Genomic DNA, 18,967 nt, shown 5'->3' on the forward strand with positions numbered 1-18,967 from the left:
TTACCTCTCTCTGTTACGTCCGTTAGTCCCGGAACCGGGGCTTAGAACTTCAGCCCGGCTTCGCGGGCGGCGTCAGCCAGAGCGGCAATGCGCCCGGCGTACCTGTTGCCACCACGGTCGAACACGACAGCCTCGACACCCGCGGCCTTGGCGCGCTCGGCGACGAGCGCGCCGACCTGCTTGGCCTGCGACGACTTGTCACCCTCGCCACCGCGGATCGACGCGTCCAGGTTCGACGCGGACGCAAGGGTGTGACCCTTGAGGTCGTCGATGACCTGAGCGGTGATACCGCGGTTCGAACGCGTCACGACGAGGCGCGGACGCTCCGCCGTACCCGACACGTTCTTGCGGATGCGGATGTGACGGCGGGCCTTGGCCGCACGCTTGTAAGCGTCGCCCTTGGCGATCTTCACACCGTATGCCATGGCTTACTTACCAGCCTTTCCGACCTTGCGGCGGATGACCTCGCCGGCGTACTTGACGCCCTTGGCCTTGTACGGGTCGGGCTTCCGCAGCTTGCGGATGTTCGCCGCGACCTCGCCGACCTTCTGCTTGTCGATGCCCTCGACCGAGAACTTGGTCGGCGACTCGACCTTGAAGGAGATGCCCTCGGGCGCCTCCACCAGGATCGGGTGGCTGTAGCCGAGCTGGAACTCCAGGTTGGAGCCCTTCGCGGCAACGCGGTAACCGACACCGCTGATCTCGAGCGCCTTCACGTAACCCTGGGTCACACCGGTGATCATGTTGGCCACCAGCGTGCGGGACAGGCCGTGGAGGGCCTTGTTCTGACGCTCGTCGTTCGGACGGGTGACGTTGAGAACGCCGTCCTCGCCCTTAACGATCTCGATCGGCGCGGCAACGGTGTGGGTCAGGGTGCCCTTGGAACCCTTGACCGTGACCGAGCGACCCTCGATGGTGACGTCCACGCCGGCGGGAACCTGGATAGGCAGCTTGCCAATACGCGACATTAGCTATTCCTCCGTTCCCGACTACCAGACGTAGGCGAGGACTTCCCCACCTACGCCCTTCTTGCCTGCCTGCTGGCCGGTCAGGAGACCGTGGGACGTGGAGATGATCGCCACGCCCAGGCCGCCGAGAACCTTCGGCAGGTTGGTGGACTTCGCGTAAACCCGGAGGCCCGGCTTCGAGATCCGCTTGATGCCCGCGATGGAGCGCTCACGGTTCGGACCGAACTTGAGCTCGAGGACGAGGTTCTTGCCGACCTCGGCGTCCTCGACCTTCCAGCCCGTGATGAAGCCCTCCTGCTGGAGGATTTCCGCGATGTGAGACTTGATCTTGCTGTGCGGCATCGACACGGAGTCGTGGTACGCCGAGTTCGCGTTACGCAGACGCGTGAGCATGTCTGCGATGGGATCAGTCATGGTCATGAATTGGCCTTCGGCCTCTCTCGCCGGGGTTTCCTGTATGCGCCATCCCTCTCCCCACACAGGGGCGGGACGGGTGCGGCGCGGGGACCTACGGCGTAGTAAGTCGTACGGGCGGCGGACGCCCAACCCCACAAGCCTACGGCATGCGGGGGTGGGCCTCCGCCGACCCAGTGCTTACCGAGAGACTCCGGAATCCCTTAAGTGGGGGATTACCAGGAGCTCTTGGTCACGCCCGGCAGCTCGCCACGGTGAGCCATCTCACGAAGGCACACGCGGCACAGGCCGAACTTGCGGTACACGGAGTGGGGACGACCACAGCGCTGGCAGCGCGTGTAGCCGCGCACGCCGAACTTGGGCTTGCGGGCAGCCTTCGCGATGAGAGCCTTCTTCGCCATCTCGCTTACGCCTCCTTGAACGGGAAGCCGAGGTGACGGAGAAGGGCGCGGCCCTCAGCGTCGTTGGTCGCCGTGGTCACCACGGTGATGTCCATACCCCGGACACGGTCGATCTTGTCCTGGTCGATCTCGTGGAACATGACCTGCTCCGTGAGACCGAAGGTGTAGTTGCCACGCCCGTCGAACTGCTTGGGGGACAGACCACGGAAGTCGCGGATGCGCGGAAGCGCGAGCGACAGGGTGCGGTCCAGGAACTCCCACATGCGGTCGCCACGGAGGGTGACGTGCGCACCGATCGGCTGGCCCTCACGCAGCTTGAACTGCGCGATGGACTTGCGAGCCTTGGTGACGGCCGGCTTCTGACCGGTGATCGTGGTGAGGTCGCGGATGGCGCCCTCGATCAGCTTGGAGTCGCGGGCGGCGTCGCCCACACCCATGTTGACCACGACCTTGACGAGGCCGGGGATCTGCATGACGTTCTCGTAGGAGAACTCCTCACGCAGCTTGCCCGCGATCTCCTCGCGGTACTTCGTCTTGAGACGCGGAGTGGTGGTGGTAGCCATCAGATGTCCTCACCCGTCCGCTTGGCAACGCGGATCTTGTTGCCCTCGTCGTCGAAGCGGTAACCGACGCGCGTGACGACCTTCTTGCCGTCCTTCTCAACGACCAGCTGGACGTTGGAGACGTGGACCGGCGCCTCGGTCGTGACGATGCCACCGGCCTGCGACGGGCCGGCCTTGGTGTGCTTCTTGACCCGGTTGACACCCTCGACCAGAACACGGTTCTCGCGGGGGAAGGCCGTGATGACCTTGCCCTGCTTGCCCTTGTCCTTACCGGTGATGACCTGGACCAGGTCGCCCTTCTTGATCTTCATGCTTACAGCACCTCCGGCGCGAGCGAGATGATCTTCATGAACTTCTTCTCGCGCAGCTCACGGCCCACCGGGCCGAAGATACGGGTGCCGCGAGGGTCGCCGTCGTTCTTGAGAATGACAGCGGCGTTCTCGTCGAAGCGGATGTACGAGCCGTCCTGGCGGCGGCGCTCCTTGACGGTGCGAACGATGACCGCCTTGACGACGTCACCCTTCTTCACGTTGCCACCGGGGATCGCGTCCTTGACGGTGGCGACGATGACGTCACCGATGCCCGCGTAGCGGCGACCGGAACCACCGAGAACACGGATGCAAAGGATCTCCTTGGCACCAGTGTTGTCGGCGACACGCAGTCGCGACTCCTGCTGGATCACGTCTATCTCCTGATTGTCTGCCGGTTCCCGGCAGGGGCACCGAGGTGCCCCTGCCGAGCCTGGCGGAACGAACTCGAAGGGTTACCCCTTCAAGTGATTACTTGGCCTTCTCGAGGATCTCGATGACGCGCCAGTGCTTCGTCGACGACAGCTTCCGGGTCTCCATCAGGAGGACGCGGTCGCCGACGCCGGCAGCGTTCTGCTCGTCGTGAGCCTTGAGCTTGTTCGTACGGCGGATGACCTTGCCGTACAGCGCGTGCTTGACGCGGTCCTCGACGGCGACGACGACGGTCTTGTCCATCTTGTCGCTGACGACCAGGCCCTCACGGACCTTACGAGCGTTGCGCTCGGTCTTCTCAGTCACATTGCTCTCGCTCATCAGGCGTTCTCCACCGTCTCGATGCCCAGCTCGCGCTCACGCATCAGGGTGTAGATCCGGGCGATGTCCTTACGGACGGACTTGAGCCGACCGTGGTTCTCGAGCTGACCGGTCGCCGCCTGGAAGCGGAGGTTGAACAGCTCTTCCTTGGCCTCGCGGAGCTTGGCGACAAGCTCCTCGTTGCCCAGCTCGCGCAGCTCGGACGCCTTGGTACCGGCGGTCATCACAGCTCACCTGCTTCGCGCTTAACGATCTTGCACTTCATCGGCAGCTTGTGGGCCGCACGGGTCAGGGCCTCGCGCGCGATCTTCTCGTTCGGGTAGGACAGCTCGAACATCACCCGACCGGGCTTGACGTTCGCGATCCACCACTCCGGCGAACCCTTACCGGAACCCATGCGGGTCTCGGCAGGCTTCTTGGTCAGCGGGCGGTCCGGGTAGATGTTGATCCAGACCTTGCCGCCACGCTTGATGTGGCGGGTCATCGCGATACGAGCCGCCTCGATCTGGCGGTTGGTCACGTACGCCGGAGTGAGGGCCTGAATGCCGTACTCGCCGAACGCAACCTGCGTACCACCCTTGGACATACCGCTGCGCTTCGGGTGGTGCTGCTTGCGGTGCTTGACCCTACGGGGGATCAGCATTTCGGTCAGGCCTCCGTTCCGGTGCTCTCAGCAGCCGGAGCGGCGGCGGGAGCGTCGGCCTTGGGGGCCTCGGCAGCCTGAGCCTGCTGCGGCTTGCGACCGCGACCGCCACGCTCGCCACCGCGACCACCGCGGCCACCGGCCGGACGGTCACCGGCGCCACGGGCCGGGCGGTTACCCGCACGGGCCGCTGCGTTCTCGGCGCGGACCTCGGCGATGTTCTTGACATCGCCCTTGTAGATCCAGACCTTCACACCGATGCGGCCGAAGGTCGTCTTGGCCTCGAAGAAGCCGTAGTCGACGTTCGCGCGGAGCGTGTGCAGGGGCACACGGCCCTCGCGGTAGAACTCCGAGCGGGACATCTCGGCGCCGCCGAGGCGACCGCCGCACTGGATCTTGATGCCCTTGGCGCCGGCCTTCATCGTGCCCTGCATGCTCTTACGCATGGCGCGACGGAAGGAGACGCGGGAGGAGAGCTGCTCGGCAACGGCCTGAGCAACCAGCTGAGCGTCCATCTCGGGGTTCTTGACCTCGAGGATGTTCAGCTGGACCTGCTTGCCCGTGAGCTTCTCGAGGTCGCCGCGGATGCGGTCGGCCTCGGCGCCACGGCGGCCGATGACGATGCCGGGACGCGCGGTGTGGATGTCCACCCGCACGCGGTCACGGGTGCGCTCGATCTCAACCTTCGAGATGCCGGCGCGCTCCATGCCGGACGTCATCATCCGACGGATGGCGACGTCTTCCTTGACGTAGTCCTTGTACAGCTTGTCGGCGTACCAGCGGGACTTGAAGTCCGTGGTGATGCCGAGCCGGAACCCATGCGGGTTAACCTTCTGGCCCATTACCGGGTTCCTTCCTTGCTGCTGACGACCACGGTGATGTGGCTGGTCCGCTTACGGATCCGGTAGGCACGGCCCTGAGCACGCGGACGGAACCGCTTCAGGGTCGGGCCCTCATCCACGAACGCCTCGCTGATGTACAGCGAAGAGGCGTCACTGTGGTCGTAGTTGTGCGCGGCGTTGGCGATGGCGCTGTCAAGCACCTTGCCGACCGGCACGCTCGCGGCCTGCGGGGCGAAACGCAGGACCGCCTGAGCCTCCGTGGCATCCATGCCACGGATAAGGTCCACCACACGGCGGGCCTTCATGGGCGTAACGCGGATGTACCGCGCCTGGGCCCTGGCTTCCATGGTTGTCCTTCCAGTGTCTGTCATGGTCATTCCACCCCGCTACTAGCGGCGCTTCGACTTCCGGTCGTCCTTCACGTGACCCCGGAAGGTGCGCGTCGGCGAGAACTCGCCGAGCTTGTGGCCGACCATCGACTCGGTGACAAACACCGGAATGTGGGTCTTGCCGTTGTGCACCGCGATCGTGTGGCCGAGCATGGCCGGGATGATCATCGAGCGACGGGACCAGGTCTTGATGACGTTCTTGGTGCCGGCTTCGTTCTGGGCGTCCACCTTCTTTACGAGGTGGTCGTCGACGAAGGGCCCCTTCTTGAGACTGCGCGGCATCTAAACCCGCTCCTAGCGCTTCTTGTTCGTCTTGCGGCGGCGGACGATGTACTTGCTCGAAGCCTTCTTCGGCGAGCGAGTACGACCCTCCTTCTGACCCCACGGGGAGACCGGGTGGCGACCACCGGAGGTCTTGCCCTCACCACCACCGTGCGGGTGGTCGACCGGGTTCATCGCCACACCGCGAACGGTCGGGCGAACGCCCAGCCAGCGCTTGCGGCCGGCCTTACCCCAGTTGATGTTCGACTGCTCGGCGTTGCCGACCTCGCCAATGGTGGCGCGGCAGCGGGCATCGACCAGACGGATCTCACCGGAAGGCATACGAAGGTGGGCCATCGTGCCCTCCTTCGCCAGCAGCTGCACGGAGGCACCCGCGGAACGGGCGAACTTGGCGCCACCGCCGGGACGGAGCTCGATCGCGTGGATCGTGGTACCGACCGGGATGTTGCGGAGGGCCAGGTTGTTGCCGGGCTTGATGTCGGCCGTGGGGCCGTTCTCAACCCGGTCGCCCTGCGAGAGACCGCGCGGGGCAATGATGTAGCGCTTCTCGCCGTCCGCGTAGTGGAGCAGCGCGATGCGAGCGGTGCGGTTCGGGTCGTACTCGATGTGAGCGACCTTGGCCGGCACGCCGTCCTTGTCGTGACGACGGAAGTCGATCACGCGGTAGGCGCGCTTGTGGCCACCGCCCTGGTGACGGACGGTCACACGACCGGTGTTGTTACGGCCACCCTTGCTGTGCAGCGGGCGGACCAGCGACTTCTCCGGCGTGGACCGCGTGATCTCGACGAAGTCGGCTACGGAGGAGCCACGGCGGCCCGGCGTAGTCGGCTTGTACTTGCGGATTCCCATTTCTCAGTCCTCGTCCGATTCCGGACGACTCGACCGCCGTCAGGCGGTCGGGCCGCCGAAGATGTCGATACGGTTGCCCTCGGCAAGGGTCACGATGGCGCGCTTGGTGTTGGCGCGCTTGCCGAAACCGGTGCGGGTGCGCTTGCGCTTGCCCTGACGGTTGATCGTGTTGACCCCGGTGACCTTGACCGAGAAGACCGCCTCGACGGCCTGCTTGATCTGGGTCTTGTTGGCGCCGGGCGCAACGATGAACGTGTACTTGTTCTCGTCGAGCAGCGCGTAGCTCTTCTCGGAAACAACCGGCTTGACGAGGATGTCACGCGGGTCCGTGAAGGTCTTGCTGGTGATCGTGGCCTCGGACATCAGGCCTCGCTCCCTTCGTTGTCAGCGGCCTTGGGGCCAGACACGAAGGACTCGAGGGCGGCCTGGGTGAAGACCACGTCGTCGGATCGCATCACGTCGTACGTGTTCAGCTGGCCCGGCTCCAGGATGTGGACCTGGGGCAGGTTGCGGGCGGACAGCCACGCGGCCTCGTCGGAGCGCTCGGCGATCAGGAGCAGGTTCTTGCGCTCCGAGATCTTGCCGAACAGCGACTTCGCGGCCTTGGTGGAGATGCCACCCTCGACCACGCCGGAGACGACGTGGATGCGGGAGTGGGTCGCCCGGTCGGAGAGGGCACCGCGGAGGGCGGCGGCCTTCATCTTCTTCGGGGTCCGCTGCGAGTAGTCACGCGGCACGGGACCGTGCACGACGCCACCACCGGCGAACTGCGGGGCGCGGGTCGAACCCTGACGGGCGCGGCCGGTGCCCTTCTGGCGGTAAGGCTTCTTGCCACCACCACGGACCTCGCCACGCGTCTTGACCTTGTGCGTACCCTGACGGGCGGCGGCCAGCTGCGCGACGACGACCTGGTGGATCAGCGGGATGCTGACCTTGGCCTCGAAGATCTCGGCCGGGAGCTCGACGGTCCCGGTCTTGTCGCCGGAGGGCGACAGAATGTCAATGGTGCTCATATCCTCAGGCCCCCTTGGCCGCGGTGCGGACCAGGACGAGGCCGCCGTTCGGACCAGGAACCGCACCCTTGATCAGGAGCAGGCCCTTCTCCGCGTCAACGGCGTGAACGGTCAGGTTCTGGGTGGTCACGCGCTCGTTGCCCATGCGGCCGGCCATGCGCATGCCCTTGAAGACACGGCCCGGGGTGGCGCAGCCACCGATCGAACCGGGCTTACGGTGCACGCGGTGGGCACCGTGGGAGGCCTTGCCACCACGGAAGTTGTGGCGCTTCATGACACCGGCGAAGCCCTTGCCCTTGCTCTTACCGGTGACGTCGACCTTCACGCCGGCCTCGAAGAGCTCGGCGGTGATCTCCTGGCCGAGCGTGTACTCGGAGGCGTCAGCGGTGCGGAGCTCCACAAGGTGACGGCGCGGGGTGACGTCGGCCTTGGCGAAGTGGCCCTTGAGGGGCTTGTTCACCTTGCGCGGGTCGATCTCGCCGAAGGCGATCTGGACCGACTCGTAGCCGTCGATGTCGTTCGTACGCACCTGGGTCACGACATTGGGGCCGGCCTTGACGACGGTCACCGGGACGACCCGGTTGTTCTCGTCCCAGACCTGCGTCATGCCGAGCTTCTCGCCCAGGATGCCCTTGATGTTCTTAGCCATCTCGCGCGTCACCTCAGAGCTTGATCTCGATGTCGACGCCCGCCGGCAGGTCGAGACGCATCAGCGAGTCAACCGTCTTCGGCGTGGGGTCGAGGATGTCGATGAGGCGCTTGTGCGTGCGCATCTCGAAGTGCTCGCGCGAGTCCTTGTACTTGTGCGGCGACTTGATGACGCAGTACACGTTCTTCTCAGTGGGCAGCGGCACCGGGCCCGCGACCGACGCACCAGTGCGCGTCACCGTCTCGACGATCTTCTTCGCCGAGGAGTCGATGACCTCGTGGTCGTAGGCCTTGAGCCGGATGCGGATCTTCTGTCCCGCCATGGCTACTCAGTAGTCCTGTCTCGTAGTAACGCTCTGGACTCGGGGGCTCTCATGACTCCGCCTCCGACCCACGCGGTCGGGCGTGTCGCACTCCCTCTACGCAGAAATCCCGAAGGATTTCCCAACCAAGGGGGTGCGGTCACCATGACCGCGAGTCGGGGGCAGAACACCCACCGAGCGCCTGGTCGGTACCCCGCTGACACTTCCCGGAAGATTCCCGTACGTCCGCTCCTGAGAAGGGGCGACGAGTACTGTGGGACTCGCTTCCGGTCCTCCCGACGGGAGGCGTGCAGCATCGGCACTCAACCGAGCAACCCCGACAGTCTGCCATACGCGGGCATCCGGCCGCCAATCGGGGCGCAAGACTGTACCCCACGTCACGTGGGGGTACACGTAGGGGCACGGCCACGGTTCGATCGGCGGCTGCGAAGATCAACGCTTCGGGCACGCGGGTGGGGTACGGCCGCGCCCGATACGCGCGGCCGCGACGGTCCTGACGCCGGCGGTGCGCTGCACGGCTCCGGCGCCACGCCCGCGCGTGCGGTGGGGCGGCACGCCGCCCGGTACCGGCGAGTGGGACACCGTCCCTTGGGCAGTCGCCCGGTGTGCATACGAGCGACGAGATCTACCACCGAGTGCTGTGGGACTCGCGCCTCGACCCGGAACGGTTCGTCATGGGGATCGCCGAGCGTGGCGCCGGTCCGGCACGCGTCGCGCTGTCCGACTTCGTACCGGGCGGCGAGATCCCCTGGCACCGGGTGATCTTCTTCGAGGCCGACGGGGAGCTCGTCTGGGACCGGGCGACGGGTGTGGACCGGCTCGGCGACACGGTGCCGCCCGAGGAGGACGTACCGCCCGAGGAGGTCCTCGCCGTGCCCGCGACGAGCCGGACCGCCGTGGCCTGGATCCCGCCCCGGCGGCTCTGGCCCCCGATCCAGCACATCCGCCGCGTGCACGACCGCCAGATCCACCGCTGGCCTCCGCACGTCAACGTGCTCTTCGGCTTCGTACCGGAGTCCGAGTTCGACCGGGCCACCCAGCTCGTCGCCGCCGCGGCCCGCGCCTCGCATCCGTTCCGGGCGCAGCTGGAGGGCGTCCACTGGTTCGGCCACCGCGAGGACGCCACCGTCTGGCTCGACCCCTGCGCCGGCGGCGACCGGCCCTGGATCCGCCTGCGGGAGGCGCTGGAGGCCCGGTTCCCCCTGTGCGGCGGGCAGGCCAGGGGCTTCACCCCGCACCTCTCCCTCGGCCGCAGCCACGACCCCCACACCCTGGCCACCACCTCCCAGGCCCTGCTCGGCTCCACGACGGCCCGGGTCGCCGAGCTGGTCCTGCTCTCCCGCCGCGAGGACGGCCCGATGCGGGTGCGGGCGACGGTGAGCCTGGGGACGGGCGAGGTGCGGCGGCCCGAGGAGTCCGGCGCCGAGCGACCCGCGTGACAGCACGTGATTTTCGCCAACTGGCCTGATCATACGTTCAGTTGGTCGAACGCGACCGCACTCTGCCATCATCTGACCCAACGTCGGATCAGGCCCGGGCGGCGCCGTGCGCCGGTGCCCTGGCGCGGTCACCTTTCGGAGAATCCCATGGACATTGCGCTTGCCCAGTCGGTGGCTGCCGCGGTCGCGCAGGGCGCGCTGGGCGCGGTCGGAGCAGGGGCTCTGGACAGCCTGCTCGGCGTGATCCGGCACCGGTTCCGCCGCGACGACGAGGCGCTGACCGCCCTCGACGCGGCCGGGACGGAGACCGCACCTCTGGTCGAGGCCCTGGCGCGCTACATCGAGAGCGATCCGGCCTTCGCCGAGGACCTGCGCGACTGGCTCAAGGAGTACGAGGACGGCGGTCCGGCCGCCCCGACGAACCAGCTCCGGCACAGCAACCAGATCTCCGGCACGGTGCACGGGAACGTGATCCAGGGCCAGAACATCCGGGGCCGCTTCAGCTTCCGCGGCCTGCGCGGCGGAAAGTGACCGATCGAGAAGTGAGCGACCGTTCCGTGGACGGGCCGCCTCCGTCCGAACAGACCGGCAACGAGATCTCCGGCGGATCGCACGTCGGGGGCAACGCCTTCCAGGCCAGGAACATCCACTTCGGCGGCCGCTCGGTGGGGCTCACCCTCGTGGCCCTCGCCCTCGTGGGAGCGGTGGTGACGCTCGTCCTGACCGGCACGGGAGGTTCAGGGCCCGATCAGCTGGCCGCGGCGCCCGCGTCCACCACGGCGGGGGCGGCCCCGACCTCTTCCCCGACGCCGAGCACACCCACGACGGCGCCCACGTCCACAGCGGTGAGCCCGTCCCCCTCCAGCCCGTCGAGGACGGAGGAACCGGCCGCCGGACCGAGCGCCGCCGCCCCTAAGGCCACCAGCACACGCATGGCCCCGACGGGCAGCACGCCGTACTCGGGCGGCGACATCTACTGCGGGGAGTGGAGGGGCTCGGGCCAGTCGCCCAACCTGCGGCTCCGGGCCTGTGTCCAGGTCGTCCCCGCCGAGTCGCGGGCGATGTTCGGTGTGATCGTGGAGAACGTCGGTAAGAGCCAGGTGACCGCCGATGTGCACGTCATGTACACGGCCGGCGCCGTGGGCGAGTGCCCGCTGGGGAGCTCTCAGGACGGCATCCGGATCGACCCCGGGGGCACCTGGTTCAGCGACCTGGGACGTTGCTCCGTGCCGGGCCTGAACCGCAAGGACTTCCAGGGGACCGCCTCGGCGGTCGAGGACCCCGACGGAACGGTCGCCGTGTCCCTCGGGACGGCGAGGCACTCGGCCCATCCCTATCTCGAGAACGGCCGGCTGACCTGCCGCTACGAGAACAGGACGTACGCCAGCTGCGCTCCATGGGCGTACAAGCCGGAGTAGTGGTCCCCCCTGATCCCCTCGTGAGGGATCAGGGGCTCCCTCAGGCCTCACGGACCCCGCAGGCCTCACAGCCCGTGCGGACACCCCATGGGCTCCCGTGCGCGAAGTCCGTACACCCGTGCAGCAACCCACGTCGCCGAAAACCCGTCTAGCCAGACGCGGATTCGGCCCCGGCCAGGCCGTCCGTCGTTTCAGGGGTGGTCAGGGACCGGTGCGGTACGGGGGAAGCAGCAGTGGACGACATATCCAGGCCCGGGGTGTTCGGCACGCCCGGACGCCGGGGGGTTCTCGCGACCGCCGCCGCCCTCGGCGCCACCGCGCTCGCCGGGTGTTCCGTGCCCGCCCCGCGCCGTACCGGGCCCACCGCCGACCCCGCGCCCGGGGTGCCGATCGCCAGTACGCGACGCGCGCAGCTCATGCAGTTCGCCGCGCACCCGGACGACGACCTGTACTTCATGAACCCCGACACCCAGCGCATGCTCGACGCCGGTGTTCCCCTCGTCTCCGTCTACGTCACCGCCGGCGAGCACACGGGCGTGAACCGGATCAAGGGCATGCCCGAGACCGAGCCGGACCGGGCCGCCTACTCCTCCGCCCGCCACCAGGGCCTGCGCCAGACGTACGCGACGCTGCTCGGGCTCGACAGGTTCACCCCCTGGCAGAAGGGCGTCGCCACCCTCCACGGCGGGCGCAGCGCCGAGATCAACACGCTCGTGCACGGCGGACGCCGCGTGGAGCTGATCTTCCTCAACCTGCCCATGCACGCCCCCCGCCGCTACATGGCCCTGCCCGCCCTCTGGCACGACCGCGCGCTCGAAGTCCGTACGCACCTCTCCGCCGGCTCCCCCGTCGAGCGGTCCGACCCGTACGACCACGACCAGCTGATCGACGTCCTCGTCGGCCTCCTGGACCGCTACCGGCCGACCGTCGTACAGACCCTCGACCCCGACCCGGACATCCAGGTCAGCAGCGAGGCCACCCGTAGGCGGGACAGCGAGCAGCCCGGCTACTCCGACCACGGCGACCACACCGCCGCCGCCTGCTTCACCTGGGCCGCGCTGATCCGCTGGGTCGCCGAGGCGCAGAAGGGTCCGGGGGCGATACCGGCGTTCGTCGCGACCGCGTTCCGCGGCTACTACAACCGCCACTGGCCCAAGAACCTCCCGCCCCAGGTTCTCGAGGAGAAGGCAGGCCACCTCGTCCCGTACGGCGGTGACCCGTCCTGGGAGTGCGGCAACCCGGCCGGCTGCGGCGACTACAGCGTCGGCGGCGACCGGCCCCTCACCAACCCCAAGGGGTGGGTCAGGTCCACCCACCACCGCTGGCCGGGCACCGGCCCGGCCGTCGTCGCGCGCCCCGACGGGCGGCTCGACGCCTTCGGGGTGCTCGGACTGCGGGCCGTCCGCTGGCGGGAGACGGAGAAGGACTCGGGTCTCTGGGGCGAGCCGGAGGACCTCGGCGGCGGTCCGCTCGCGCCCGCGCTCGGCTCGGCCACGCTCCCCGACGGCCGGACCCTGCTCTTCGGCGTGCGGTTCGCCGCGTTCGGCGGCCACGGCGCCCCCAACAAGCGGGAGGTCGTCCTCCTGGAGCAGCGCTCCCCCGGCGGTCCGTTCCTCGCCTGGCGGGGACTCGGCAATCCGGAGCGGACCGACGACCGGGGCCGCCGGCTCGGCGTGCCGGTGGCCGTGTCCGCCCGTGACGGCCGGGTCCATCTCTTCGTACGGAACGCGGACAAGGGCGTGTCGACGCGGGTACGGGGCACGAACGGGACCTGGTCCCCGTGGCGGGCCCTGACCGGTACAGAGGAGGTCCAGGACGGCCTGGACGCCGTGGTCGACGCGACCGGACGCGTCCACGTCCTCGCCGCGGCCCGGGAGTCCGTCCTGCACTGGATCGACGGCGCGCCCGCGACCCCGCTCCCGGGCGCGGGCGACCCGGTCGCCGCCGTTCCGGCCCGGGGCTCCGACGGGGTGGAGGTGTACTACCGCAGGCCTGCGGCGAAGCAGCTGCTGTCGTCGGGGCGGGGCAACGCGTCCTTCGACGGATACGGCTCCGTGGCCGCGGCGGCCGGGACCGGCGGAACCGTTCTTCTCGGCCGGGACCTGCGCGGCCGGATCCAGCTGCGCCGGGGCGGCCGGCTCTGGACCCGTACGCAGGGAACGGCGGCCGTCCAGTCGGCGGCCCTGCGGCTGCTCCCGGGCGGCCCGGTCGCGGTCGGCCTGGGCGCGGACGCCCACCCGTGGGTCTGGCGGCCGACGGAGCGGTCCGTGCTCGCCGAGAGCGAGTAGGAAAGCGGGACCGCACCGAAGAAGACCGGGGAAAGAACAGGGACGAACAGAGAAAAGGGCCCCCGCCCCGCCGCGAACGGCGGGCCGGGGGCCCTCTCGTGACGCTCCGTCAGGAGCGGCACAGGTCACGCGATCGACAATTACTTGTTGATCTTGACGACCTGGCCGGCGCCCACGGTCCGGCCACCCTCACGGATGGCGAACTTCAGGCCCTCCTCCATGGCGACGGGCTGGATCAGCTCGACGGTCATGGCGGTGTTGTCGCCCGGCATGACCATCTCGGTGCCCTCGGGGAGGGTCACGACGCCGGTCACGTCCGTGGTACGGAAGTAGAACTGCGGGCGGTAGTTGTTGAAGAACGGGGTGTGACGGCCACCCTCGTCCTTCGACAGGATGTAGGCCTGGGCCTCGAACTCGGTGTGCGGCGTGACCGAACCGGGCTTGATGATGACCTGGCCGCGCTCGACATCCTCGCGCTTGATGCCACGGAGGAGCAGACCGACGTTCTCACCGGCCTGGCCCTCGTCGAGCAGCTTGCGGAACATCTCGATGCCGGTGACCGTGGTGGTGACCTTCTCGGTCTTGATACCGACGATGTCGACGGTCTCGTTGACCTTGAGGACACCACGCTCGATACGACCGGTGACGACGGTGCCACGACCGGTGATCGTGAAGACGTCCTCGATCGGCATCAGGAACGGCTTGTCGACGTCACGCTCGGGCTGCGGGATCGCCTCGTCGACGGCGGCCATCAGGTTCAGGACCGACTGGCCCCACTCCTTGTCGCCCTCGAGCGCCTTGAGCGCCGAGACCTTGACGACCGGCAGGTCGTCGCCCGGGAACTCGTACTCGGAGAGGAGCTCACGGACCTCGAGCTCGACGAGCTCCAGGATCTCCTCGTCGTCCACCATGTCGGCCTTGTTCAGGGCGACGACGATGTACGGAACGCCGACCTGGCGGGCCAGGAGCACGTGCTCCTTGGTCTGCGGCATCGGGCCGTCGGTGGCGGCGACCACGAGGATGGCGCCGTCCATCTGCGCCGCACCCGTGATCATGTTCTTGATGTAGTCCGCGTGACCGGGGCAGTCGACGTGGGCGTAGTGACGCGACTCGGTCTGGTACTCGACGTGCGCGATGGAGATGGTGATACCGCGCTGGCGCTCCTCAGGAGCCTTGTCGATCTGGTCGAAGGCCGAGGCCTCGTTCAGGTCCGGGTACGCGTCGTGCAGCACCTTGGTAATGGCGGCCGTGAGGGTCGTCTTACCGTGGTCAATGTGACCGATGGTGCCGATGTTGACGTGCGGCTTAGTCCGCTCGAACTTCGCCTTCGCCACTGGGGTCCTCCTGGAGTGGTTCTGAACGCCTTGCTTCATCGGCGCCAGGTGATCTTTGCTGGGATGCCAGGCGCCGGGACCCGATCCTCGGGTTTCGGGGGCTGAGCCCCGGCGACTGGTGTCAAGCCTAAAGCGTGAACTTGGGAGAGTTACTCGCCCTTGGCCTTCGCGATGATCTCCTCGGCGACGTTCCGGGGAACCTCGGCGTAGGAGTCGAACTGCATCGAGTAGCTTGCGCGACCCGAGGTCTTGCTGCGGAGGTCTCCGACGTAGCCGAACATCTCCGAGAGGGGCACGAGGCCCTTCACGACGCGAGCGCCGCTGCGCTCCTCCATGGCCTGGATCTGACCACGGCGGGAGTTGATGTCGCCGATGACCTCACCCATGTAGTCCTCGGGCGTGACGACCTCAACGGCCATCATGGGCTCAAGGATGACGGGGGAAGCCTTGCGCGCGGCCTCCTTGAAGGCCTGCGAACCGGCGATCTTGAAGGCGAGCTCGGAGGAGTCGACCTCGTGGTAGGCACCGTCGAGAAGGATGACGCGGACGCCAGTCATCTCGTAGCCGGCCAGGATGCCGAACTGCATGGCCTCCTGCGCACCGGCGTCGACCGAAGGGATGTACTCCTTCGGGATGCGGCCACCGGTGACCTTGTTCACGAACTCGTACGAGGCGTCGCCGCCCTCGATGGGCTCGATCGCGATCTGCACCTTGGCGAACTGACCGGTACCACCGGTCTGCTTCTTGTGGGTGAAGTCCACGCGCTCGACGGCCTTGCGGATCGTCTCGCGGTACGCGACCTGCGGCTTGCCGACGTTCGCCTCGACCTTGAACTCGCGACGCATACGGTCGACGAGGATGTCGAGGTGAAGCTCGCCCATACCACCGATGATGGTCTGGCCGGTCTCCTCGTCCGAGTGGACCTGGAAGGAGGGGTCCTCCTCCGCGAGACGCTGGATGGCGACACCCAGCTTCTCCTGGTCACCCTTGGACTTGGGCTCGATCGCGACCTGAATGACCGGCGCCGGGAAGTCCATGGACTCCAGGATGACCGGGTTCTTCTCGTCGCACAGCGTCTCACCGGTGGTGGTCTGCTTCAGGCCCATGACGGCGACGATGTCGCCGGCGCCCACCGAGTCGATCTCCTCACGCTTGTTCGCGTGCATGCGGTAGATCTTGCCGATGCGCTCCTTCTTGCCCTTGACGGAGTTCAGCACCGAGGTGCCGGCCTCCAGGCGACCGGAGTAGATCCGGACGAAGGTGAGCTTACCGAGGTGCGGGTCGCTCGCGATCTTGAAGGCGAGCGCGGAGAGCGGCTCGTCCTCGGAAGGCTTGCGCTTCACGACGACCTCGGCGTCCTTGACGTCGTGGCCCTCGATGGCCTCGACGTCCAGGGGGGAGGGGAGGTAGCGGACGACCGCGTCGAGCAGGGGCTGAACACCCTTGTTCTTGAACGCGGTGCCACAGAAGACGGGGGTGATCGTCTTCTCGCCGCCACCCTTGCCGGAGGCGATGGTGATACGACGGATCGCGGCGTACAGCTGCTCCTCGGTGGGCTCCTGACCCTCGAGGAAGAGCTCCATGATCTCTTCGTCGTTCTCGGCGACGGTCTCGACCAGCTTGCCGCGCCACTCTTCAGCGGCCTCGGTGTGCGTGGCCGGGATGTCGACGACGTCGTACATCTCGCCCTTGGTCGCTTCCGCGGACCAGACCAGGGCCTTCATGCGGACGAGGTCCACAACACCCTGGAAGTCCATCTCGGAACCGATGGGGAGCTGCATGACGATCGGGACGGCGCCGAGGCGGTCCACGATCATGTCGACACAGCGGTGGAACTCGGCACCGGTGCGGTCGAGCTTGTTCACGAAGCAGATGCGGGGCACGCCGTAACGGTCGGCCTGACGCCACACCGTCTCCGACTGCGGCTCCACACCGGCAACGCCGTCGAACACCGTCACGGCGCCGTCGAGGACGCGGAGCGAACGCTCCACCTCGACGGTGAAGTCGACGTGACCCGGGGTGTCGATGATGTTGATGGTGTGGTCGACGTCCTCGAGCGGCCAGTGGCAGGTCGTCGCGGCGGACGTGATCGTGATGCCGCGCTCCTGCTCCTGCTCCATCCAGTCCATCGTGGCAGCGCCGTCGTGGACTTCACCGATCTTGTACGAAACACCGGTGTAGAACAGGATTCGCTCGGTGGTGGTCGTCTTGCCCGCGTCGATGTGGGCCATGATGCCGATGTTGCGCACCTTGGCCAGGTCAAGCGAAGTGGTAGCCATATCGGCTCAGTCTTCTCTCGGTCTCGATGTGGGTGCGACTACCAGCGGTAGTGCGCGAAGGCCTTGTTGGACTCGGCCATCTTGTGCGTGTCCTCGCGCTTCTTGACCGAAGCACCGAGGCCGTTGGAGGCGTCGAGGAGCTCGTTCATGAGGCGCTCGGTCATGGTCTTCTCGCGACGGGCGCGGGAGTAACCCACGAGCCAGCGCAGAGCCAGGGTGGAGGCGCGACCGGGCTTGACCTCGATCGGCACCTGGTAGGTGGCGCCACCGACACGGCGGGACTTGACCTCGAGGGACGGCTTCACGTTCTCGAGGGCGCGCTTCAGCGTGATGACCGGGTCGTTGCCGGTCTTCTCGCGGAGGCCTTCCATGGCGCCGTAGACGATGCGCTCGGCGGTGGAACGCTTGCCGTCCAGCAGGATCTTGTTGATCAGCGAGGTGACAAGAGGAGAGCTGTAGACCGGGTCGATGATGACCGGGCGCTTCGGGGCGGGGCCCTTACGAGGCATTCTTACTTCTCCTTCTTGGCGCCGTAGCGGCTGCGAGCCTGCTTACGGTTCTTGACGCCCTGCGTGTCGAGGGAACCGCGGATGATCTTGTAACGAACACCCGGCAGGTCCTTCACACGGCCACCACGCACGAGCACGATGGAGTGCTCCTGCAGGTTGTGACCCTCACCCGGGATGTAGGCCGTGACCTCGATGCCCGAGGTCAGACGCACACGCGCGACCTTACGGAGGGCCGAGTTCGGCTTCTTCGGGGTGGTCGTGAACACACGCGTGCAGACGCCGCGACGCTGAGGGGAACCCTCGAGTGCGGGCGTCTTGTTCTTCTCGACCTTGTCCTGCCGGCCCTTCCGGACCAGCTGCTGGATCGTAGGCACTACTTCTCCGGTTTCTGTGTGCCGTCGTAAAACTAACCTGGAACACTGTCCGACCCACGCGGTCGGGTGTGTCGAATACTGCGGACCTCCGCCGAGGGCGGAAAAAGCGCAGATTGCGGTGGCCGTTGACGAACTCGCCATGCGGTTGAGGACACGCACACGAGCCCAGGCACACCCCAGGCACAAGGTCTGAGCGTACCTATCGCATGGACTCCGGTCAAAACAAATGCCCACGCGTACGAGGGTCCGGCGGACACGGGAGAACGAATCCCGGAACCGTCGGTGCGCCGGCCGTGACGGAGAGCCTGTGGGCCCGCCGGGATCTTCCCCCCGACGGGCGTCACGAAGAGCCTGTGGACCCGGCGGAGCCTCCCTCCGGCGGACGCCACGGGGAGTCTGCCGCCCCGACGGACTCCCCCTCCCGGCGGTGCTGCGGCGCGGGCGTGAGCTCCGGTCGCGCGGGGCTCACTCCCGGCTGGCGCGGCGCGGCTCGCCGGGGGTTCGCGGCTCGACCTCCTCCTCGCCGGGCTCCAGGAACTGGTTGACGACCTTGACGAACACGCCCATCCGCTCGTCGGGTACGCCGAGCCAGCGGGCGAAGTCCTCCATGGTGGGCTGCCAGTCGCCGGGCGGCAGCAGGTCCGCCGCCAGGGGCAGCTCGTCGGGCGTGACCCGACCCGACCTGATCAGCATGTCCCGGACGGAGACCCCGAGCAGGGGGGCGATCCTGCGCATGGTCTCCAGGTCGGGCATGCTCTGCCGCTGCAGCAGCCGGGTCACGGCAGCCCGGTGCACGCCGGCCTCGTCCGCGATCCGGGACTTTCCTCCACCGCGCGGACTGTCGATGTCGTAGCCGCGCGCTCTCATCAGGCCTTCCACCCAGCCTGCGAACTCGTCGAGCCCTTGAGTGCTCATGTACCGCTCCCTAAC

The 18,967-nt window shown here is 67.6% G+C and carries 27 protein-coding genes; 4 read left to right on the forward strand and 23 right to left on the reverse strand.

Annotated features, from left to right (window positions below):
• Positions 1-41 precede the first annotated feature (41 nt).
• The 18 genes from rplR to rpsJ form a co-directional block, all read right to left on the reverse strand.
• Positions 42-425 (reverse strand): 50S ribosomal protein L18, encoded by a 384-nt coding sequence (gene rplR, locus ACZ3OF_RS12590; protein WP_352188391.1) that lies wholly within the window; start codon positions 423-425, stop codon positions 42-44.
• A gap of 3 nt (positions 426-428) precedes the next feature.
• Positions 429-968 (reverse strand): 50S ribosomal protein L6, encoded by a 540-nt coding sequence (gene rplF, locus ACZ3OF_RS12595; protein WP_361667570.1) that lies wholly within the window; start codon positions 966-968, stop codon positions 429-431.
• 21 nt (positions 969-989) lie between these two features.
• Entirely contained in the window at positions 990-1,388 is a 399-nt protein-coding gene (gene rpsH, locus ACZ3OF_RS12600; protein WP_158989430.1) for a 30S ribosomal protein S8, read from the reverse strand.
• Between the two features lie 209 nt (positions 1,389-1,597).
• Positions 1,598-1,783, reverse strand: a complete 186-nt coding sequence (locus ACZ3OF_RS12605) for a type Z 30S ribosomal protein S14 (protein WP_003948630.1) — start codon at positions 1,781-1,783, stop codon at positions 1,598-1,600.
• 5 nt (positions 1,784-1,788) lie between these two features.
• A complete protein-coding gene (rplE, locus tag ACZ3OF_RS12610; RefSeq protein ID WP_260229393.1) occupies positions 1,789-2,346 on the reverse strand; it encodes a 50S ribosomal protein L5 in 558 nt (185 codons plus the stop codon).
• Positions 2,346-2,657 carry a 50S ribosomal protein L24 gene (gene rplX / locus ACZ3OF_RS12615; protein ID WP_015035583.1) on the reverse strand — a complete coding sequence of 104 codons (312 nt, stop codon included), beginning with the start codon at positions 2,655-2,657 and terminating at the stop codon, positions 2,346-2,348. Before rplX ends, rplE begins: the two co-directional genes overlap by 1 nt.
• A gap of 2 nt (positions 2,658-2,659) precedes the next feature.
• A complete protein-coding gene (gene rplN, locus ACZ3OF_RS12620; RefSeq protein ID WP_003956455.1) occupies positions 2,660-3,028 on the reverse strand; it encodes a 50S ribosomal protein L14 in 369 nt (122 codons plus the stop codon).
• A gap of 97 nt (positions 3,029-3,125) precedes the next feature.
• Complete coding sequence (rpsQ, locus tag ACZ3OF_RS12625; protein WP_260229394.1) at positions 3,126-3,407, reverse strand: 30S ribosomal protein S17; 282 nt, start codon at positions 3,405-3,407, stop codon at positions 3,126-3,128.
• On the reverse strand, positions 3,407-3,631 hold the full coding sequence (gene rpmC / locus ACZ3OF_RS12630; RefSeq protein WP_361445390.1) for a 50S ribosomal protein L29: 225 nt from the start codon (positions 3,629-3,631) through the stop codon (positions 3,407-3,409). Before rpmC ends, rpsQ begins: the two co-directional genes overlap by 1 nt.
• A complete protein-coding gene (rplP, locus tag ACZ3OF_RS12635) occupies positions 3,631-4,050 on the reverse strand; it encodes a 50S ribosomal protein L16 (protein ID WP_015035580.1) in 420 nt (139 codons plus the stop codon). Before rplP ends, rpmC begins: the two co-directional genes overlap by 1 nt.
• Before the next feature lie 5 nt (positions 4,051-4,055).
• Positions 4,056-4,892, reverse strand: coding sequence for a 30S ribosomal protein S3 (gene rpsC / locus ACZ3OF_RS12640; RefSeq protein WP_260229395.1), 837 nt, complete (start codon positions 4,890-4,892; stop codon positions 4,056-4,058).
• Positions 4,892-5,239 (reverse strand): 50S ribosomal protein L22, encoded by a 348-nt coding sequence (gene rplV, locus ACZ3OF_RS12645; RefSeq protein ID WP_041662774.1) that lies wholly within the window; start codon positions 5,237-5,239, stop codon positions 4,892-4,894. The genes rpsC and rplV overlap by 1 nt, the downstream gene beginning before the upstream one ends.
• A gap of 42 nt (positions 5,240-5,281) precedes the next feature.
• Positions 5,282-5,563: a 30S ribosomal protein S19 gene (gene rpsS, locus ACZ3OF_RS12650; RefSeq protein WP_019888752.1), complete on the reverse strand. Its 282-nt coding sequence runs from the start codon at positions 5,561-5,563 to the stop codon at positions 5,282-5,284.
• A gap of 12 nt (positions 5,564-5,575) precedes the next feature.
• Positions 5,576-6,412, reverse strand: a complete 837-nt coding sequence (gene rplB / locus ACZ3OF_RS12655) for a 50S ribosomal protein L2 (RefSeq protein ID WP_361445385.1) — start codon at positions 6,410-6,412, stop codon at positions 5,576-5,578.
• A gap of 39 nt (positions 6,413-6,451) precedes the next feature.
• Positions 6,452-6,775: a 50S ribosomal protein L23 gene (gene rplW / locus ACZ3OF_RS12660; RefSeq protein WP_352188385.1), complete on the reverse strand. Its 324-nt coding sequence runs from the start codon at positions 6,773-6,775 to the stop codon at positions 6,452-6,454.
• Positions 6,775-7,425: a 50S ribosomal protein L4 gene (rplD, locus tag ACZ3OF_RS12665; RefSeq protein WP_361667568.1), complete on the reverse strand. Its 651-nt coding sequence runs from the start codon at positions 7,423-7,425 to the stop codon at positions 6,775-6,777. The genes rplW and rplD overlap by 1 nt, the downstream gene beginning before the upstream one ends.
• 4 nt (positions 7,426-7,429) lie before the next feature.
• Positions 7,430-8,074, reverse strand: a complete 645-nt coding sequence (gene rplC / locus ACZ3OF_RS12670; RefSeq protein WP_260229398.1) for a 50S ribosomal protein L3 — start codon at positions 8,072-8,074, stop codon at positions 7,430-7,432.
• 13 nt (positions 8,075-8,087) lie between these two features.
• Positions 8,088-8,396, reverse strand: coding sequence for a 30S ribosomal protein S10 (gene rpsJ / locus ACZ3OF_RS12675; protein ID WP_003948644.1), 309 nt, complete (start codon positions 8,394-8,396; stop codon positions 8,088-8,090).
• A gap of 605 nt (positions 8,397-9,001) precedes the next feature.
• Between rpsJ and ACZ3OF_RS12680 the strand changes: the two genes are divergently transcribed.
• From ACZ3OF_RS12680 to ACZ3OF_RS12695, 4 genes are all read left to right on the forward strand, one after another.
• Entirely contained in the window at positions 9,002-9,835 is an 834-nt protein-coding gene (locus tag ACZ3OF_RS12680; RefSeq protein WP_467304370.1) for an RNA repair domain-containing protein, read from the forward strand.
• A gap of 147 nt (positions 9,836-9,982) precedes the next feature.
• On the forward strand, positions 9,983-10,366 hold the full coding sequence (locus tag ACZ3OF_RS12685) for a hypothetical protein (protein WP_361667566.1): 384 nt from the start codon (positions 9,983-9,985) through the stop codon (positions 10,364-10,366).
• Positions 10,367-10,377: 11 nt separating this feature from the next.
• Positions 10,378-11,253, forward strand: coding sequence for a hypothetical protein (locus tag ACZ3OF_RS12690; RefSeq protein ID WP_467304372.1), 876 nt, complete (start codon positions 10,378-10,380; stop codon positions 11,251-11,253).
• A gap of 233 nt (positions 11,254-11,486) precedes the next feature.
• Complete coding sequence (locus ACZ3OF_RS12695) at positions 11,487-13,541, forward strand: PIG-L family deacetylase (protein WP_467304375.1); 2,055 nt, start codon at positions 11,487-11,489, stop codon at positions 13,539-13,541.
• Between the two features lie 140 nt (positions 13,542-13,681).
• Here the strand turns inward: ACZ3OF_RS12695 and tuf are convergent, their stop codons facing one another.
• The 5 genes from tuf to ACZ3OF_RS12720 form a co-directional block, all read right to left on the reverse strand.
• On the reverse strand, positions 13,682-14,875 hold the full coding sequence (tuf, locus tag ACZ3OF_RS12700) for an elongation factor Tu (protein ID WP_361445373.1): 1,194 nt from the start codon (positions 14,873-14,875) through the stop codon (positions 13,682-13,684).
• A gap of 149 nt (positions 14,876-15,024) precedes the next feature.
• Positions 15,025-17,154 (reverse strand): elongation factor G, encoded by a 2,130-nt coding sequence (fusA, locus tag ACZ3OF_RS12705; protein WP_355105089.1) that lies wholly within the window; start codon positions 17,152-17,154, stop codon positions 15,025-15,027.
• A 38-nt stretch (positions 17,155-17,192) separates the two neighbouring features.
• A complete protein-coding gene (rpsG, locus tag ACZ3OF_RS12710; protein ID WP_003966970.1) occupies positions 17,193-17,663 on the reverse strand; it encodes a 30S ribosomal protein S7 in 471 nt (156 codons plus the stop codon).
• A 2-nt stretch (positions 17,664-17,665) separates the two neighbouring features.
• Positions 17,666-18,037 carry a 30S ribosomal protein S12 gene (gene rpsL, locus ACZ3OF_RS12715; protein ID WP_003948652.1) on the reverse strand — a complete coding sequence of 124 codons (372 nt, stop codon included), beginning with the start codon at positions 18,035-18,037 and terminating at the stop codon, positions 17,666-17,668.
• 465 nt (positions 18,038-18,502) lie between these two features.
• On the reverse strand, positions 18,503-18,952 hold the full coding sequence (locus ACZ3OF_RS12720) for a helix-turn-helix transcriptional regulator (protein WP_361667559.1): 450 nt from the start codon (positions 18,950-18,952) through the stop codon (positions 18,503-18,505).
• Positions 18,953-18,967: the final 15 nt, after the last annotated feature.

This window comes from Streptomyces sp. NPDC022552 (assembly GCF_055561875.1).

What these genes read in the sequence shown, in the direction of transcription:
- rplP (WP_015035580.1), bottom strand. Translation starts at nt 4,050, where the DNA reads ATGCTGATCCCCCGTAGGGTCAAGCACCGCAAGCAGCACCACCCGAAG.
- rpsC (WP_260229395.1), bottom strand. Translation starts at nt 4,892, where the DNA reads ATGGGCCAGAAGGTTAACCCGCATGGGTTCCGGCTCGGCATCACCACG.
- rpsJ (WP_003948644.1), bottom strand. Translation starts at nt 8,396, where the DNA reads ATGGCGGGACAGAAGATCCGCATCCGGCTCAAGGCCTACGACCACGAG.
- ACZ3OF_RS12685 (WP_361667566.1), top strand. Translation starts at nt 9,983, where the DNA reads ATGGACATTGCGCTTGCCCAGTCGGTGGCTGCCGCGGTCGCGCAGGGC.
- rplD (WP_361667568.1), bottom strand. Translation starts at nt 7,425, where the DNA reads ATGAGCACCATTGACATTCTGTCGCCCTCCGGCGACAAGACCGGGACC.
- rplE (WP_260229393.1), bottom strand. Translation starts at nt 2,346, where the DNA reads ATGGCTACCACCACCACTCCGCGTCTCAAGACGAAGTACCGCGAGGAG.
- rplC (WP_260229398.1), bottom strand. Translation starts at nt 8,074, where the DNA reads ATGGCTAAGAACATCAAGGGCATCCTGGGCGAGAAGCTCGGCATGACG.
- rplR (WP_352188391.1), bottom strand. Translation starts at nt 425, where the DNA reads ATGGCATACGGTGTGAAGATCGCCAAGGGCGACGCTTACAAGCGTGCG.
- rpsG (WP_003966970.1), bottom strand. Translation starts at nt 17,663, where the DNA reads ATGCCTCGTAAGGGCCCCGCCCCGAAGCGCCCGGTCATCATCGACCCG.
- ACZ3OF_RS12605 (WP_003948630.1), bottom strand. Translation starts at nt 1,783, where the DNA reads ATGGCGAAGAAGGCTCTCATCGCGAAGGCTGCCCGCAAGCCCAAGTTC.
- fusA (WP_355105089.1), bottom strand. Translation starts at nt 17,154, where the DNA reads ATGGCTACCACTTCGCTTGACCTGGCCAAGGTGCGCAACATCGGCATC.
- rplV (WP_041662774.1), bottom strand. Translation starts at nt 5,239, where the DNA reads ATGGAAGCCAGGGCCCAGGCGCGGTACATCCGCGTTACGCCCATGAAG.
- rpsS (WP_019888752.1), bottom strand. Translation starts at nt 5,563, where the DNA reads ATGCCGCGCAGTCTCAAGAAGGGGCCCTTCGTCGACGACCACCTCGTA.
- rpsQ (WP_260229394.1), bottom strand. Translation starts at nt 3,407, where the DNA reads ATGAGCGAGAGCAATGTGACTGAGAAGACCGAGCGCAACGCTCGTAAG.
- ACZ3OF_RS12720 (WP_361667559.1), bottom strand. Translation starts at nt 18,952, where the DNA reads ATGAGCACTCAAGGGCTCGACGAGTTCGCAGGCTGGGTGGAAGGCCTG.
- rplB (WP_361445385.1), bottom strand. Translation starts at nt 6,412, where the DNA reads ATGGGAATCCGCAAGTACAAGCCGACTACGCCGGGCCGCCGTGGCTCC.
- rplF (WP_361667570.1), bottom strand. Translation starts at nt 968, where the DNA reads ATGTCGCGTATTGGCAAGCTGCCTATCCAGGTTCCCGCCGGCGTGGAC.
- rpsH (WP_158989430.1), bottom strand. Translation starts at nt 1,388, where the DNA reads ATGACCATGACTGATCCCATCGCAGACATGCTCACGCGTCTGCGTAAC.
- rplX (WP_015035583.1), bottom strand. Translation starts at nt 2,657, where the DNA reads ATGAAGATCAAGAAGGGCGACCTGGTCCAGGTCATCACCGGTAAGGAC.
- rpmC (WP_361445390.1), bottom strand. Translation starts at nt 3,631, where the DNA reads ATGACCGCCGGTACCAAGGCGTCCGAGCTGCGCGAGCTGGGCAACGAG.
- rplW (WP_352188385.1), bottom strand. Translation starts at nt 6,775, where the DNA reads ATGTCCGAGGCCACGATCACCAGCAAGACCTTCACGGACCCGCGTGAC.